The organism is Pseudomonas sp. TWI923, assembly GCF_039673365.1.
In the GTDB taxonomy this organism is placed as follows: domain Bacteria; phylum Pseudomonadota; class Gammaproteobacteria; order Pseudomonadales; family Pseudomonadaceae; genus Aquipseudomonas; species Aquipseudomonas sichuanensis.
On record NZ_JBDJLM010000034.1, the window covers coordinates 18,801 to 33,735 of the forward strand.

Sequence of the window (14,935 nt, forward strand, 5' to 3'; positions counted from 1 at the left end):
TATTCGCCCGCTGTTTACCGTTCGGCTGGCGGCAATCGAACCGATTGAAACTCTGGCAAAGGGGCGCGGGTCGACCCACTGTCGGCACGATTTCCCGTGTCTTTCGCGCAAGGAGAGATCCTATGAGTGGCACCAAAGACAAAGCCAAAGGCCTGGCCAACGAGGCCGTGGGCAACATCAAGCAAGGCGTCGGCAAGGTGACCGACAACGATCGGCTGCGCGCCGAAGGCAAGGCCCAGGAGCTCAAGGGCGAGGCGCAGCAGGCGGTGGGCAAGGCCAAGGATGCGTTGAAGAAGCCATGACCCTGAAGCGCTGATCGCGGGGCAAGCCCGCTCCCACGACGTGGGGGCGGGTGTGGCGTTTTTCTTAACCTGCGCACTGAGCAACCACAGCTGCGGCAGGGTCTATTAGACTTGTCTGCATTGACAGGCCTTCCCCTGTAGTAAGCCAGACCCTCAGATGATCAAGCGGCGAAAGGAGACGCTATGATTTTCCCCGACCTGCGCGGCCTGCCCCTGCACCGCGTGCTGGTGCGCACCGTCAAGGAGTTCCTTGACGACGAGATGTCCACCTACGCGTCTGCTATGGCCTACCAGATGCTGTTCTCGCTGTTCCCCTTCCTGCTGTTCCTGATCGCCCTGATCGGTTTCCTGCATTTGCCGGACTTCTTCTCCTGGCTGCGCCTGCAGTCGGAGCTGGTGCTACCACCGCAGGCGCTGGAGCAGGTCAACCCGGTGATCGACCAGTTGCAGCAATCCAAAGGTGGCTTGCTCTCGGTGGGTATCGTGATTGCCCTGTGGACCGCGTCGGCGGGCGTGCGCCTGATGATGAGCGCGATGAACGCCGCGTATGACGTGCCCGAGGGGCGGCCGTTGTGGAAGCGGATTCCGTTGTCGGTGATCTACACCATCGGCATCGCCGGCATGCTGCTGGCCGCCGCTGCGCTGATGGTGCTCGGGCCGCAGGTCATGGAGTGGATCGCCGCCCAGGTAGGCCTGCAGGAGGCGGTGGTCATCGTCTGGACCGTGTTGCGCTGGCCGGCGATCATCATCCTGATGATGGTGGCGGTGGCGCTGATCTATTTTGTGATGCCCGACGTGAAGCAGAAATTTCGCTTCATCACCCCGGGCTCGGTGCTGGCGGTGGTGGTGTGGATCATCGCGTCATTGGGCTTTGCCTATTACGTGAAGACCTTCGCCGACTACAACGCCATGTACGGCAGCATTGGTGCGATCATCGTGCTCTTGCTGTATTTCTACATTTCTGCCGCCGTGCTGCTGCTGGGTGCGGAGATGAACGCGGTGATCGAGCATATGTCGAGCGAGGGCAAGAACCCTGGCGAGAAGGGCTTTGCCCATGACAATCCGCAGGAAACCATCACCGTGCTTGGCCATGAACACCCGGTGACACCCGAACCTCACCCCCACGAGTCGAGCACCCGATGATCCGTGACATCCTCAAGATGGGCGACGAACGCCTGCTGCGCATCGCCCCGCCCGTGCCCGCAGCGATGATCGGCAGCGCCGAACTGCAACAGCTGATCGACGACATGTTCGAGACCATGCGTCATGTCGGCGGTGTGGGGCTCGCGGCGCCGCAGATTGGTATCGACCTGCAACTGGTGATCTTCGGTTTCGAGCGCAGCGAGCGCTACCCGGACGCCGAGCCGGTGCCCACGACCATTCTGCTGAACCCGGTGATCACGCCGCTGGCCACGGAGGTCGAGGACGGTTGGGAAGGCTGTCTGTCGGTGCCGGGGCTGCGGGGTGTGGTGCCACGTTACAAGCACATCAGCTATTCGGGCATCGACCCGCAGGGCAACCCGATCAACCGCTTCGCCGACGGCTTCCATGCCCGGGTGGTGCAGCATGAATGCGACCACCTGATCGGCCGGCTCTACCCCTCGCGCATCCAGGATTTCAGCAAATTCGGCTACACCGAGGTGCTATTCCCCGGGCTTGATGTGGCCGAGGACTGATTGCGCACCAGCGCCACCAATGGCTTGCTGCGCCGGTAGCGGGCCAGGCGCGAGGCCAGTGCTTCGGGCAACTGCTCGGTAACGCTGAAGCCCAGACGCTCATAGAAGGGTGCCAGTTGCGGCTCACAGAACAGCCAGGTGGGGCCAGTACTGCCTTGCAAGCCTGCTTCGATCAGCCGTGCTGCCACCCGCTGGCCACGCCAGCCCGGCGCGACGAACAGCCCGGTCAGCCAGCGGCCGCCCGTCACGCTTATCAGGTTCATCCCTGCGATCATGTCGCCTGCGCGGGCCACCCACTGCTCGCCCTCACCGGCGGCGCGCATGCGTGAACCGTGCTGGCGGTAGAAATGGTCCAGCAGGCGGCGTTGCAGGTGAGGGAGGTGAGTGAAGGTCAGGGTGGGCATGGTCAAAGGCAATGCAATGGCGGGTAACAATCAGGGCCTGGCTTTGTCGCAGATTGTTGCAAAACCGGCAAGGGTGATTGTCCTACTTCGGGGTTCAACTATTCCAGGCGGGGAGTAGAATTTTCCTCATCCCCCCAGCAGTACGACACAGCGGGATCGGTACTTCGTGTCATCTGCATCGCCGATGACAACTTCTCCGCGCCATTGACGGCATCAGAAGTCACTCGATCAGCTTGAAAACCATCAAGGTCGTTGCCCATGAAAGCCCTACTGATTCTTGCATTGGTCGGTATGTCCTCGTTCGCCCTGGCAGACGAGGCCAAGCCCGCCGCCAGCCAACCCGTGGTCGAGCAGTACGATTACTCCACCAACCTCGACATCAAGCGCGTGATCAACCTGTCGACCATCCCCAACGTCTGTGAAGTGGTACCCGCCACCATGACCTATGAGGATCATCAAGGGCAGGTGCACACGCTGCAGTACCGTGCCATGGGCGAGGGTTGCCAGCAGGGTTGAGCCTGAACTTGCACGTCTGCCTGTAGGAGCGGCCTTGTGTCGCGAAAGGGCTGCAGAGCAGCCCCAGGATTTCAGCGTGAAAGCAGAAATCGCCGGGGCCGCTTTGCGGCCCTATCGCGACACAAGGCCGCTCCTACAGAGGACTTGCGAGTACATAACAGGTAATACAACCCAGCGGCCCCTTACCCGTGTTGCGCCATCACCCGGGCAACAATTTCCAGCCCCTGCTTCAACTGGGCGCGGCCAAGTGCCGCCGACAGGCTGATCCGCACCGCCTGCAGCGTTTGCGTACCAATCGCGAACACACTCGCCGGGACCACCTCGACACCCTGCGCGCGGCAGCGCCCCACCAGCGTTTCGGCATCGCCAGGCGTGGCAACCCAGGCATGCGGTGAAGGCACTGCACCGGCCACGAGGTGATCGCCCAATATCGCCCGCGCCAGACGCCAACGCTCGCCGATTTCCTGCCTTTGCCAGGCCAGCCGCCGTGCGGCGGTGCCGTCGGCAATCCACTGGCAGGCAATGTGCAAATTCAGCGGCGAAACCGGCCAGTGGGTGGCCTGGGCATGGGGGTCGATCTGTTCGAGCAATCTCGGGCGGGCAGCGATCCAGCCCAGGCGTAGCCCGGCCGCGACCGTCTTGGACAGGCTGCTGATCAGGATGCCGCGGCCCTCCAGCAACGGATACAGCGGCGGGCTGTCTGCCAGCGCCCCATACACGTCATCTTCGATCACCAGCAGTTGGTGGCGCCTGACCACGTCGGCCAGGGCCTGGCGCCGTTCGTCGCTGGGGCAGGCAGCGGTCGGGTTGTGCAGCGTCGGGGTGGTCACCAGCATGCGCGCACCGCTAGCGCGGGCAACCCGGTCCAGTTGCTCTGGGCACAGACCCTGCTCATCCAGTGCCACGCCGTGCACCGGCAGGCGCAGTTGGCGACAGGCGGCCTTGATGCCTGGGGCGGTCAGCGCCTCGACCATGACCGGTTCACCGGCCTGGCACAGCGACTGCAATATCGTCGTCAGGCCTTGCTGGGCACCGCCGCACAGCAGCAGTTCATCCGGCGCCAGGGTCAGGCCGCGATTGGCCAGCCAGCGGGCACCCTGCACACGGCCGAGCAGCAATTGCTCGGGGCCCAGGTAGTGTTCAAGCAGGGCGGTTTCACCCTGGCTGAGCAGGGCCTGCAAGCTGTGTTGCAGGTCCAGGTTATGCGGGTCGGCTACCGGCACGTTGGTCGACAGGTCGATGATCGCCTGCTGGTGGTCCGGTTGCTTGAGACGGAACAGCGTGGCCTCCTTGCTTCCCGCCAGCACATAGGTGCCACGCCCCACCTCGCCGGACACCAGGTGCCGCGCCGCCGCTTCACGGTAGGCCTGCTGCGTGGTGCTGGGGTTGAGGCCGAGGGTCCAGGCCAGCCGACGTTGCGGTGGCAGGCGCTCACCCACCTTGAGTTCACCGCGTTCGATGGCCTCGGCAATGGCTGCCACCAATGCCAGGTAACGCGGCTGGCCGTCATCGGCCAGGGTTGGAGTCCACACGATATTGCCACCCATGCAATATAACTTTGGACCCATACAATGCCCGGCGCTTAGGATCGGTTCAACCTCGTACCGATGAAGGATGATCGTCATGTTCGACCTGCCCGCGCTGCGTGAAGCGGCCACCTACGTCCATCAGCACGTCTCGCCGACCCCGCAGCACGCCTGGCCGCTGCTGGCCGAGCGGCTTGGCTGCCAGTTGTGGGTCAAGCATGAGAACCACGCGCCCACCGGCGCTTTCAAGGTGCGCGGCGGGCTGGTCTATGTCCGCTCGCTGCTGGCGCAGGCTGTGTTGCCGCGTGGTCTGGTCACCGCCACCCGTGGCAACCATGGCCAGAGCATGGCCTTGGCGGCACGCCAGGCTGGCCTGCCCCTGGTGATCGTGGTGCCAGAAGGCAACTCGCGGGAGAAGAACGCCGCCATGCGCGCCCTCGGCGCCGAACTGGTGGAGCACGGCGTCGATTTCGACGTGGCGCGTGAAGAGGCGGCCCGCCTGGCCGAAGTGCGTGGTTATGCCATGGTGCCGTCGTTCCATCCGGAACTGGTGAAGGGCGTTGCCACTTACGCCTTGGAGCTGTTCGAGGCGGTCGCCGACCTCGATTGTGTGTATGTGCCGATCGGCATGGGCTCGGGTATTTGCGGGCTGATCCAGGCGCGCAACCTGCTGGGGCTGCGCACCGAGATCGTCGGTGTGGTCTCCGGCGCGGCGGATGCCTACGCGCAAAGCTTCGAACAAGGCCGCATCGTCACCACCGCCAGCGCCAACACTTTTGCCGACGGCATGGCCTGCCGGGTCCCCCATCCGCAGGCCTTTGCGCTGGTGCGCGAGCATGCCGCACGTATCGTGCGGGTGAGCGATGACGAGATCGCCAGCGCCATGCGCCTGTATCACGAAACTACCCACAACACCGCCGAAGGGGCAGGGGCTGCCGCGCTGGCTGCGCTCATGCAAGAGTGTGGGCGCCAGGCCGGCAAGCGGGTGGCGGTGGTGTTGAGCGGGGCGAATGTGGACCGTGAGCGTTATGCGCGGGTGTTGGCGGGTGATGGGATGTCCTCGATGAGCCCCGTGAATTGAGCAGGCGCAATTTTTTCCAATACCGGCGCGCCTCGCCCAATGTTCAATTGGCCAACTTTCTCACTGCACCGAGTGCGCCATGCCTTTTTCCAACGGTTTCCTCCTCAGCCTCTCCCTGTGCCTGGACATCGGCGTGGCCAATATCGCCATGATCACCCTGGCCATGCAACGCGGTTTTCTCAAGGGCTTCTGGCTGGGCTTGGGTACCTGCGTCGGCGACCTGGTCTATGCCATCGCCGCCCTGGCCGGGATGACCGTGTTGCTGCAGTTCGAAAGCGTGCGCTGGACCCTGTGGCTGGGCGGTTCGGCGTTGCTGGTGTGGTTCGCCGTGAAGATGCTGCTGGTGGCCTGGCGTGGCGGGCACATGGAGGCCAGCCGCGAGGTGGTGATCGAGTCGGGCTGGCGCGAGTTCCTGCGCGGGATCTTCCTGGCCATGTCCTCGCCTACCGCGATCCTTTGGTTCGCCGCCGTTGGCGGTGTACTGATCTCCCGGTCCGGTGGCGGCAGCGCGTTGGATGCGGGCTTGTTCCTCGGTGGCTTCTTCGCTGCCGGGCTGTTCTGGTGCGTATCACTGTGCACCATCGCCAGCCACGGCGGGCGCCTGCTTGGCGACCGGCTGCTGACCTGGTCGTACCTGCTGTCGGCGGCGATCTTCTGTTACTTCGCGGTGTACGTGATCTTGTCTGGGTATCGCGAGTTCATTCTGGCTGTTCCCGTCTGAAACGGCCTGGTCGTGCCGGGCGGTGTTTATAAGTTTGTTTGATCGTTTGCTTAATTATTCGGATGTTTCCGATGTGCCTATAGGAAGCGTCCGAATTGATAAATGCAGCGAAGTTAAAATATCCCGGTGTTTTTATAAATAACGATTTGAAATAATTTCGTAATTCCTATTTTAAATCATTCGCTTGTGTTCGATTGCGCAGAAATTTGCGCATTTTCATTGCCTTATGATTCGGGTGCTTATTTACCGCTCTAGAGCGACCCCTTACTTGCACGGAATGCAAGTGGGGCGCTTTGGACGTACCTGTCATAAGGAATGTGAATGTCCGGCCCTGGCGATCAACCCTCTTTCAGTTTGCAGGTTCATGGTGTTCAAACGGACTTGCAGGTTTTGCGTTTCAAAGGGGCAGAGGCACTGAGTTGCCCCTATTCATTCCACCTCGAACTGGTCAGTGAAGACCCGTCGCTCGACCTCGAAAGCCTGCTGCACAAACTGGCCACGCTGCGGGTCGGCAACGATGAGCAGTGCTTCCACGGCCAGGTCGCCAGCGTCGCTCAGGCTGACAGCGGGCGGCGGTTGACCCATTACCGGCTGGAGCTGGTGCCGCGCCTGGCCAGCCTGGCGCACTGCCGCAACCTGCGGATCTTCCAGCAGCAGAACGTGCCGCAGATCATCGCTGGGGTGCTCAAGGCTCACGGTATCCTCGCCGACGCCTACGTGTTCCGCCTCGGCCCCACCCCATACGAAAAGCGCGAGTACTGCACCCAGTACGACGAGACCGACCTCGCTTTCGTGCAGCGCCTGTGCGAGGAGGAGGGGCTGCACTACCACTTCGAGCACAGCGCCGACGCCCACCTGCTGGTGTTTGGCGACGAGCAGAGCGCCTTCCCGCGCCTGGCGCGGCCCACCCCCTTCGCGCCGCACAGCGGCCAAGTCGCGCAGCAGCCGGTGGTCAGCCAGTTCGGCGCGCGGGTGGCGGCGCGTACCGGGCGGGTCAGCCGGCGCGATTATGACCCGCTCAAGCCCAAGCTGCTGCTCGAAGCCCAGCATCAACCCGAGCTGCCCGTGCCCCAGCCGGACCTGGAGGATTACGGCTATCCGGGGTGTTTCACTGACCGCGAACGAGGCCGCCAGCTGAGCCAGCGGGCCCTGGAAGGCCACCGTGCCGACTACCTGCAAGCCGAAGGCGCGAGCGACCAGCCGGCCTTGCGCTGCGGTCATTTTTTCACCCTCGAGGACCATCCACGCACAACCTGGAACGCGCTCTGGCTGTTGGCCGAGGTTACCCACGAGGGCCATCAGCCCCAAGTGCTGGAGGAGGCCGACGCCAGCGCCGCTGGCGAGGCCTGGCAAGGCTACCGCAACACCTTCAAGGCCTTGCCCTGGGGCACCCCCTACCGGCCGCCCGCCCCCAGCCCCCGGCCTCGGGTACACGGCGCCCAGACCGCTCGGGTGACCGGCCCGCAAGGGGAGGAGATCCACTGCGACCGCCTTGGCCGGATCAAGGTGCAGTTCCACTGGGATCGCGATGGCCGGCTGGATGAAAAGTCCAGCTGCTGGCTGCGCGTCGCCAGCCAGTGGGCCGGTAACCAGTACGGCGGGCTGGTCATCCCGCGGGTGGGCATGGAAGTGCTGGTGAGCTTCCTCGACGGCAACCCCGACCGGCCGCTGGTCACCGGCTGCCTGTACCACGCCGAGCACCAGCCGCCCTATGAACTGCCCGCCAACAAGACCCGCAGCGTGTTCAAGACCTGCAGCTCGCCCGCCGCCGAAGGCCACAACGAGCTGCGTATCGAGGACCGCGCCGGCCAGGAGCAGATCTACATCCACGCCCAGCGTGACTGGGAGCAGCGCATCGGCCACGACCAGCGCAGCCACGTTGGCCATGAGCGCCACGACACTGTGCTGGCCGATGTACACAGCGAGTACCACGCCCAGCAACACCGCACCGTGCACGGCGACCGCAAGACCGAGCTGCGCGGCGACGACCACCTGACCGTCGCCAACAGCCGGCATATCACCCTGGGCCAGGCCTTGCTGGTGGAGGCCGGGCAGGAAATCCACCTGTCGGCCGGCAAGCGCCTGGTGCTGGATGCCGGCAGCGAGGTGGTGCTGCGGGCGGGCGGCGGTTTCGTGCGGATCGCGGCCGGCGGGGTGACCGTGGGGGGCGCGCTGTATGTCGACTCCAGCGGCCAGGTCGCCGCCGGCACCCCGGCCGCGCCACTGCTGCCGGGTATCACGGCTGAGGCCGAACGCTCGGTTTCGGGCCTGCCGCTGACCCAGGCGCAGCTCGACACCTTCCGGCGCAATGCCGCGTTCTGCGAGGAGTGCGAGCGGTGCAAGGAGGGTGCCTGTGAGCTTTGAATCCCTTACTCCCCAAGACTGGCTGGCAGCCAGCCCGCTGGCTGATGGTGAGCGGCTTTACCTGGTGTTCGGCAGCCTTGCAAAGGCCGATACGCTGGCCGCCTACCGGCAGCGCGATGGCTCCCACGTGCCCCAGCCGCTGTGGAAAGATACCCCCTATGCCGGCTGGCTGGAGGCTATGCCTTACCTGGTGAAGGCCGCGCCGCAAGGGGACTTCCTCACCTGGTGCAGTAACCAGCGCTGCCTTGACTGGGGCTGGCTGGCGGTGTCCTCGCACCCACCGGCCCTGGTGTTCGACTACCTGCGCAGCCTGACCCAGGTGAAGCTGCCCGACGGCACCGCGGTGTTCCTGCGTCTGTGGGACGGCCATCAGTTGCTGGCCCTGCTCGATCACCACGCGCCAGGCGAGGCGCCGCTGCTGCCGGTATTCAGCCGCGTCTGGTGCAACGGCCAGGCCCGCCCGCTGAGCCAGGCGCAGCGCCTGAACATCGAACCCTTCCCTTGGTGGCAGGCGAGTGCCGCGTTACTCGAGCGCCTGCACCACCACGACCCCGGCCCGGTGCTGGACAACCTCATGCAATGGCTGCGCGAGGCCCATGCCGACCTTTACTTCGCCCTCCCCGAGGCCAATCTGCGCTGCAAGGTCGCGCGCCTGGCCCTGGGTGCTCCGCTCGACCCGCCGGCCCTGGAACGGTTGCTGGCGCACGTGAACAAGGACATCACGCCATGAGCCTGATCATCTACGCCAAGTTCCTCCTCGACAATCTCGACGCCCACAAGCCCGATGGCCCGGCTCGCATCGCCGCCTTCCGCCAGCACAGCCTCGCTACCTTCGAAGCGCTGCAGGACAGCTTCTTGCTGGGCTGGGCGCTGGACCTGGAGCAAGAGCTGCGCTTCACCGACAGTGCTGGCAACGAGGTGATGCGCCAGGCCAAGGGCCTTGGCGAACGGCGCATCACCGGCTACGCCAACTGCCCGGCCAATGGCGTGCTGAATATCGTGCACCGCTTCGAAAGCCTGGCCTTCGTGCCCATCGGCGGCACCCCCTACCAACTGGTCGAGCAGGTGGCGGCGGGCCAGACCCCGCAACGCTTCGAAGGGGTGCTCAATGCCAACGGCCAGGCAACCATCAGCGGTTGCCACGCCAACCGCCGCTATCGCCTGTACTTCCACCCCAAGGTCAGCCCGGCCGAGGTCCAGGCCCTGTACGCCTCGTACGACAGCCTGCTCGACCAGCTCAAGGGCTGGCTGGACGGCGAGTGGGCCGAACGTATCGCCCCACATTGGGACCGCATGCCGCCGGTGGGGTCGATGCAGCGCGTGAACGACATCCACAAGGCGATGGCCAAGGGTGTCGGCAGCGTGCTGATGAACCTGTTCGACGACCTCAAGGCCCTGGTCAAGCTGCTGTTCAACCTCGGCGGCGCGCGCGACCAGCTGTTGCAGTTCATCAGCGAGGCCGACTTCGACAAGCTCAAGGCCCAGGCTGGCAGCCTGCTGCACACCGCCTTCCTGATGCTCGACGACGAGCTGCTGATGTTCTACTACGCCACCGCGATCCTGCAGTGGCTGGCCCTGAGCCCGCCCGAGTGGCAGGCCCAGGCTTACGCCATGCTCAATGCCGGGCTGTTGCTGGATGTGCTGTTGGGGATCGTGCTGTCCGGCGGCCTGGGGCTGGCGTTCCGCCTCACCGCCAAGGGCCTCAAGTACGCCAGCAATGCCGCCCGGGGTGCCGACGGCTTGCTGGACGGCCTGCAACGGCTGATCGACCTCAGCCGCCAGCATGCCCTGGCGACCCATACCAAACGCGCCCAGCCGCTCTTGACCGGCGGCAGTGTCGAGGTCAACAGCGCGGCCAAGGTACCGCTGGCAATCAAGAGCGCCGCGCAGGGCATCGACCTGGCCGTGGACGATGCCGTGTCGGTGGTGCGTGGCAAGCGCCACAGCACGCTGCGGGTGGAGCAGGAGCTCGACCTGCCCGATGCCCCCAGCCAACCGCGCACCCCCAGCGACAAGCCCGCCCAGCGCGCCGACGAGACCGCCACCCATCGCTGCCCGGTGTCGATGGTCACCGGCGAGGAGCTGCTCACCCTCAAGGATGCCGAGCTGTTCGGCGTGCTGCCGGTAGAGTGGGTGCGCCTGTACCGCACCAGTGCGGCTGAAATCGACCACGGTCTGGGCCCCGGCTGGAGCCACAGCCTGTGCCACCGCTTGCAGGCCGACGGCCAGGGCGTGCTGTGGTGCGACCACGAAAACCGCCGCACCCACTTCCCGATGCCGGACAGCCAGCGCCCGGTGATCGGCAATAGCCTGTGCAGCGCGGCCATCTACCTGGGCCAGACCGACGGCGAGCTGGTGATCGCCGAGGCCGGCGCCCGCCCGCGCTACCTGCACTTCATCGATGGCCGGCTGATGGCCCTGAGCGATGCCTACGGTAACCGCGTAAGCCTGGCGTACGATCACAGCGGCCGCTTGCAGCACATCGACAACGGCGCCGGCAACCGCCTGCTGCTGAGCTACCAGCAAGGCCGCCTGGTGACGGTGGAGCAGCAGTTCTGGCAGTCGATGTACGACAGCAAGGGGCTCGAGCAGGCGCCCTGGGTACGGGTGGCGACCCTGGCCACCTACCACTACAACGACGCCGGGCAACTGACCGAAGCCGGCAATGGCCTGGACGAGCGCGAGCGCTACCGCTATGACGCCGCCAACGTCATCCTCGAGCGCCAGCTGGCGGGGGGCGCGGCGTTCTACTGGGAGTGGGAAGGCGAGGGCCGGCACGCCCGCTGCGTGCGCCACTGGTCCAGCGTGCCGGGCCTGGAGGCCCGTTACCAGTGGGACGGCCAGGGCGGCGTGACGGTGCACAACGCCGATGGCAGCCAGCAGTTCTATCAGCACGACGACAAGGCCCGGCTGGTGCGCCAGGTAGACGCCGACGGCGCCGAGCACCACAAGACCTACGACGCCAAGGGCCGGCTGATCGGCGAGCGCAACCCGCTGGGTGCCGAAACCTTCTACAGCTACGACGACGCCGGCTACTTGCTGTCGGTGCGCCCCGAGGACAGCGAGGCTACCCACTACCACTATCGCGACGGCCATGTGTGCGAGGTGCGCCGTGGCCAGGCGCGTTGGTTGTACCAGCGCAACGCCGAGGGCGATGTGGTCAGCCAGACCGACCCCTGCGGGCAGGTCACCGGCTACCGCTATGACGAACAGGGCCGCCTGGTCGCCATCCGCCAGGCCGACGGCGGCCTGCACGAGCTGGGCTGGAACGCCTCTGGGCAACTGGTCAGCGAAGCCTTGCCCGGCGGCGGTTCGCGGCGCTACCGCTACGACGCCCTCGGCCGCCTGGTGATGCGCCTGCGCGAGAATGCCTCGGCCACCCAGTACACCTGGGACCTGGCCGGGCGCCTGAGCGAAGTGTCGCTGCCTGGCGGCGGTGTGCGCCGCTATCAGTACAACGCCTATGGCCGGGTGACCGCGCAAAGCGACGAGCAGGGCCGGGTGACCCGCTTCGAATACGAAGGCGGCCTGCACCTGCCGTCGCGGCGCATCAACCCCGATGGCAGCTGCCTGCACTACCGCTACGACAACGGCCAGCTGCAACTGTCGCAAGTCATCAACGAGCGTGACGAATGCTACCGCCTGGCCTACCACGCCAACGGCCTGCTCGCCGAAGAAACCGGTTTCGACGGGCGCGTCACCCGCTACGGCTACGACCTCAATGGCCAACTGCTTGAAAAGACCGAGCTGGGCGACGACGGCGAGCCCTGGTTGACCCGCTACACCCGCGACAAGCAAGGCCGGCTGCTGGTCAAGACCCTGCCCGACGGCCAGCAGGTCAGCCACCAGTACGACGCCCTGGGTCGCCTGGTGCGGGTGGACGACGGCCACTGGCCGCTAGCCTACGAGTACGACCTGTGCGACCGCCTGGTTACCGAGCACCAGGGCTGGGCGACCCTGCACTACGGCTACGACGTGATGGGCCAGGTCAGCCATTGCCGCTTGCCCGACGGCAGCCGCCTCGACTACCGCTACCAGCCCGGTGGCCACCTGCAAACCATCGACCTCGACGGCCAGCGTCTCACCGCCCACCGCCATGGCCTCGGCCAGGAACTGGCCCGCGAGCAGGGCGAGCTGCTCAGCCAGTTCCAGCATGACGGCCAGGGCCGCCTGGTAAGCCAACGGGTCGATCGCAAGGAAGGCCCGGTGTTCATGCGCCGCTACCACTACGACGACAGCGGCAACCTGGCACGCCTGGAGGACACCCGCCGCGGCACCCGCAGCTACCACTACGACCCGCTCGACCGCTTGACCAGCGTGCGCGGCGAACTGGCCGAGTATTTCGTCCATGACCCCGCCGGCAACCTCCTGGCCCAGAGCGGCCTGCGCGGCGACCCTCGCGACGTGCAGGTGCAGGCCAACCGCCTGCTGATGCACGGCGACTGCCACTACAGCTACGACCGCTTCGGCAACCAGGCCAGTGAACGCCGCGGCCACGGCCAGCAGCTGGTCACCAATTACCAGTACGACAGCCAGCACCGCCTGGCCAGCGTCCAGCTGCCCGACGGCCGCCAGGCCCGCTACCGCTACGATGCCTTCGGCCGGCGCGTGTCCAAGGACGTCGACGGCACCGAGACCGCCTTCATCTGGCAGGGCGAGCGCCTGCTGGCCGAGCACTGCCAGGGCCGCTGGCGCAGCTACGTGTACGAGCCCGGCAGCTTCCGCCCGATGGTGATGCTGCTACGCGACGGCGACACCCCCGCCGAGGCCCTGCACTACCACCTCGACCACCTTGGCACTCCCCAGGAGCTGACCGCCGCCAACGGCCGCATCCGCTGGTCGGCGCGCTACCGCGCCTACGGCCACGTGCTGCGGCTGGACGTGGACCAGGTCGACAACCCCCTGCGCTTCCAGGGGCAGTACTACGATGAAGAAACCGGGCTGCATTACAACCGGCACCGCTATTACAACCCTCAGACCGGGCGGTACCTGACGCCGGATCCGATTGGACTGGCGGGTGGGGTTAATGAGTATTTGTATGGTGTGAACCCGACGGGGTGGGTGGATCCGTTGGGGTTGGAGGCGTGTTGTCCGGAAGTATTTACCTACAGGGGAATGCCGGTTAACAAGGGTATAAAACAGCATATGGAGAAGTTTGATGGCTTTACCCAGAAGCATGGAGTTAAAGGAGCGCATAGTCGAAGTGAGTTTATGAGAGTGGTGGATGAAAAACGGTTGCGCGTGATTTCGGAGACTCCAGGCGATGTAAAGGGCATTACACAGGTGTTTTATGAGGGGGATGCCTTGGATAGAAGGCTGAATGTGGTTGGTGTTAAGGAGTTTCGTACGCCGAAAACGCTTTATGATGATCTTCAGCACTCAACGAATAGGGTTTATCTTAATGGTCTAAGAGCGGCATTGCTAAAATATCGAGAGGCGGTTGCGGAAGGTGCAACTGGTTATAATTCTTCCTACAATGGAATGGCTTTTAGGGTTTACTTGGATAAAAATACTAAAGCGGTGTCAAATTTTCATCCGTCTATCAAGTAATTTTTTTGGGGGCATCATGTTTAGCGAGAATGATTTGGGGGTGATGGGGGCTTGTATGCTTGATTTCAATTTGTGTAAAAGTTTGGAGCGTGAAAGTTTTATTGGTGTTCTGCTTGAGCGGCTGTTAAGCCTTGAAGGCATTGGTACAGAAATGTCGGGGGTCTTCCTAGGGTGTGATAGCGACCCGCGCAGTATTCCAGACTATTTGGATGCTGATGGGTTTTGTATGTCGTTTGAATATATGGGAGAGTATGTTGTTTGCTCCATGCTTGAGGGTGCGAAGTATATAGAGGAGTGGTGTGATAAAAATGTGGTTTTTGAAAGGGAGTCAGTGGTTTGTCTCTGTAGAAAGCTGGTGGGGCTTTATGGCGGCATGACTAATCTTGTGTGTAGTGATGTTCCGAAAAACTGCTTATTGGATTTTCATCTTTGCTCCAGTTTACATGTGGATAGCCATATTGGGGTCTTGCTGGAGGGTCTTTTGAACTTCGATGGGTTGGGGGTAGGTATGTCGGGAGTGTATCTGGAATGCGATGAGGATCCAGACAATATCCCGGGTTACCTAAATTCTAATGGGGCTCAAATGTCGTTTGAGTTTATGGGGGGGTACGTTGTCTGTTCCATGTCTGTGGGGGCTTGTTATATTCGTGATTGGTGTGGGAAAAATTTCGGTTCTGAAGAGGTTGGCTCTGAAAGGTCAGTGGTAATGGCTGCGTGTGATAAGTTGGTGGCGCTCTACAAGGAGTATGATAATGCTAGAGTTTGTGTTTAAAAGGCTGTGAGCTAAGTAATCCA

At 63.8% G+C, this 14,935-nt stretch carries 12 protein-coding genes; 10 read left to right on the plus strand and 2 right to left on the minus strand.

From position 1 onward, the window contains the following. Positions 1-122 precede the first annotated feature (122 nt). The 3 genes from ABE459_RS14775 (at position 123) to def (ending at position 1,978) form a co-directional block, all read left to right on the plus strand. Entirely contained in the window at positions 123-302 is a 180-nt protein-coding gene (locus ABE459_RS14775) for a CsbD family protein (RefSeq protein ID WP_125465105.1), read from the plus strand. A 183-nt stretch (positions 303-485) separates the two neighbouring features. Continuing rightward, the gene (locus tag ABE459_RS14780; RefSeq protein ID WP_125465104.1) at positions 486-1,445 is read left to right on the plus strand and encodes a YihY/virulence factor BrkB family protein; all 960 of its coding nucleotides are present in this window, start codon (positions 486-488) and stop codon (positions 1,443-1,445) included. Beyond that, positions 1,442-1,978, plus strand: coding sequence for a peptide deformylase (def, locus tag ABE459_RS14785; protein ID WP_125465103.1), 537 nt, complete (start codon positions 1,442-1,444; stop codon positions 1,976-1,978). Before ABE459_RS14780 ends, def begins: the two co-directional genes overlap by 4 nt. Here the strand turns inward: def and ABE459_RS14790 are convergent. Continuing rightward, the gene (locus ABE459_RS14790) at positions 1,933-2,301 is read right to left on the minus strand and encodes a GNAT family N-acetyltransferase (RefSeq protein WP_258646691.1); all 369 of its coding nucleotides are present in this window, start codon (positions 2,299-2,301) and stop codon (positions 1,933-1,935) included. The genes def and ABE459_RS14790 overlap by 46 nt on opposite strands. A gap of 339 nt (positions 2,302-2,640) precedes the next feature. Here ABE459_RS14790 and ABE459_RS14795 point away from each other — a divergent pair, with 339 nt between their 5' ends. After that, on the plus strand, positions 2,641-2,898 hold the full coding sequence (locus ABE459_RS14795) for a DUF2790 domain-containing protein (protein WP_125465102.1): 258 nt from the start codon (positions 2,641-2,643) through the stop codon (positions 2,896-2,898). A gap of 182 nt (positions 2,899-3,080) precedes the next feature. Here ABE459_RS14795 and ABE459_RS14800 read toward each other — a convergent pair whose 3' ends face one another. After that, positions 3,081-4,445 carry a PLP-dependent aminotransferase family protein gene (locus ABE459_RS14800; RefSeq protein ID WP_323828546.1) on the minus strand — a complete coding sequence of 455 codons (1,365 nt, stop codon included), beginning with the start codon at positions 4,443-4,445 and terminating at the stop codon, positions 3,081-3,083. 76 nt (positions 4,446-4,521) lie between these two features. Here ABE459_RS14800 and ABE459_RS14805 point away from each other — a divergent pair, with 76 nt between their 5' ends. The 6 genes from ABE459_RS14805 to ABE459_RS14830 all read left to right on the plus strand — a co-directional run bounded on the left by ABE459_RS14805 (position 4,522) and on the right by ABE459_RS14830 (position 14,912). After that, entirely contained in the window at positions 4,522-5,505 is a 984-nt protein-coding gene (locus ABE459_RS14805; protein WP_323828544.1) for a threonine dehydratase, read from the plus strand. A gap of 79 nt (positions 5,506-5,584) precedes the next feature. Next, entirely contained in the window at positions 5,585-6,226 is a 642-nt protein-coding gene (locus ABE459_RS14810) for a LysE family transporter (RefSeq protein WP_323828542.1), read from the plus strand. 321 nt (positions 6,227-6,547) lie between these two features. Then, complete coding sequence (gene tssI, locus ABE459_RS14815) at positions 6,548-8,590, plus strand: type VI secretion system tip protein TssI/VgrG (RefSeq protein ID WP_323828540.1); 2,043 nt, start codon at positions 6,548-6,550, stop codon at positions 8,588-8,590. After that, entirely contained in the window at positions 8,580-9,320 is a 741-nt protein-coding gene (locus tag ABE459_RS14820; RefSeq protein ID WP_323828538.1) for a DUF4123 domain-containing protein, read from the plus strand. Before tssI ends, ABE459_RS14820 begins: the two co-directional genes overlap by 11 nt. Next, complete coding sequence (locus tag ABE459_RS14825; protein ID WP_323828535.1) at positions 9,317-14,140, plus strand: RHS repeat-associated core domain-containing protein; 4,824 nt, start codon at positions 9,317-9,319, stop codon at positions 14,138-14,140. Before ABE459_RS14820 ends, ABE459_RS14825 begins: the two co-directional genes overlap by 4 nt. 55 nt (positions 14,141-14,195) lie before the next feature. Continuing rightward, on the plus strand, positions 14,196-14,912 hold the full coding sequence (locus tag ABE459_RS14830; RefSeq protein ID WP_346648050.1) for a hypothetical protein: 717 nt from the start codon (positions 14,196-14,198) through the stop codon (positions 14,910-14,912). Positions 14,913-14,935 lie beyond the last annotated feature (23 nt).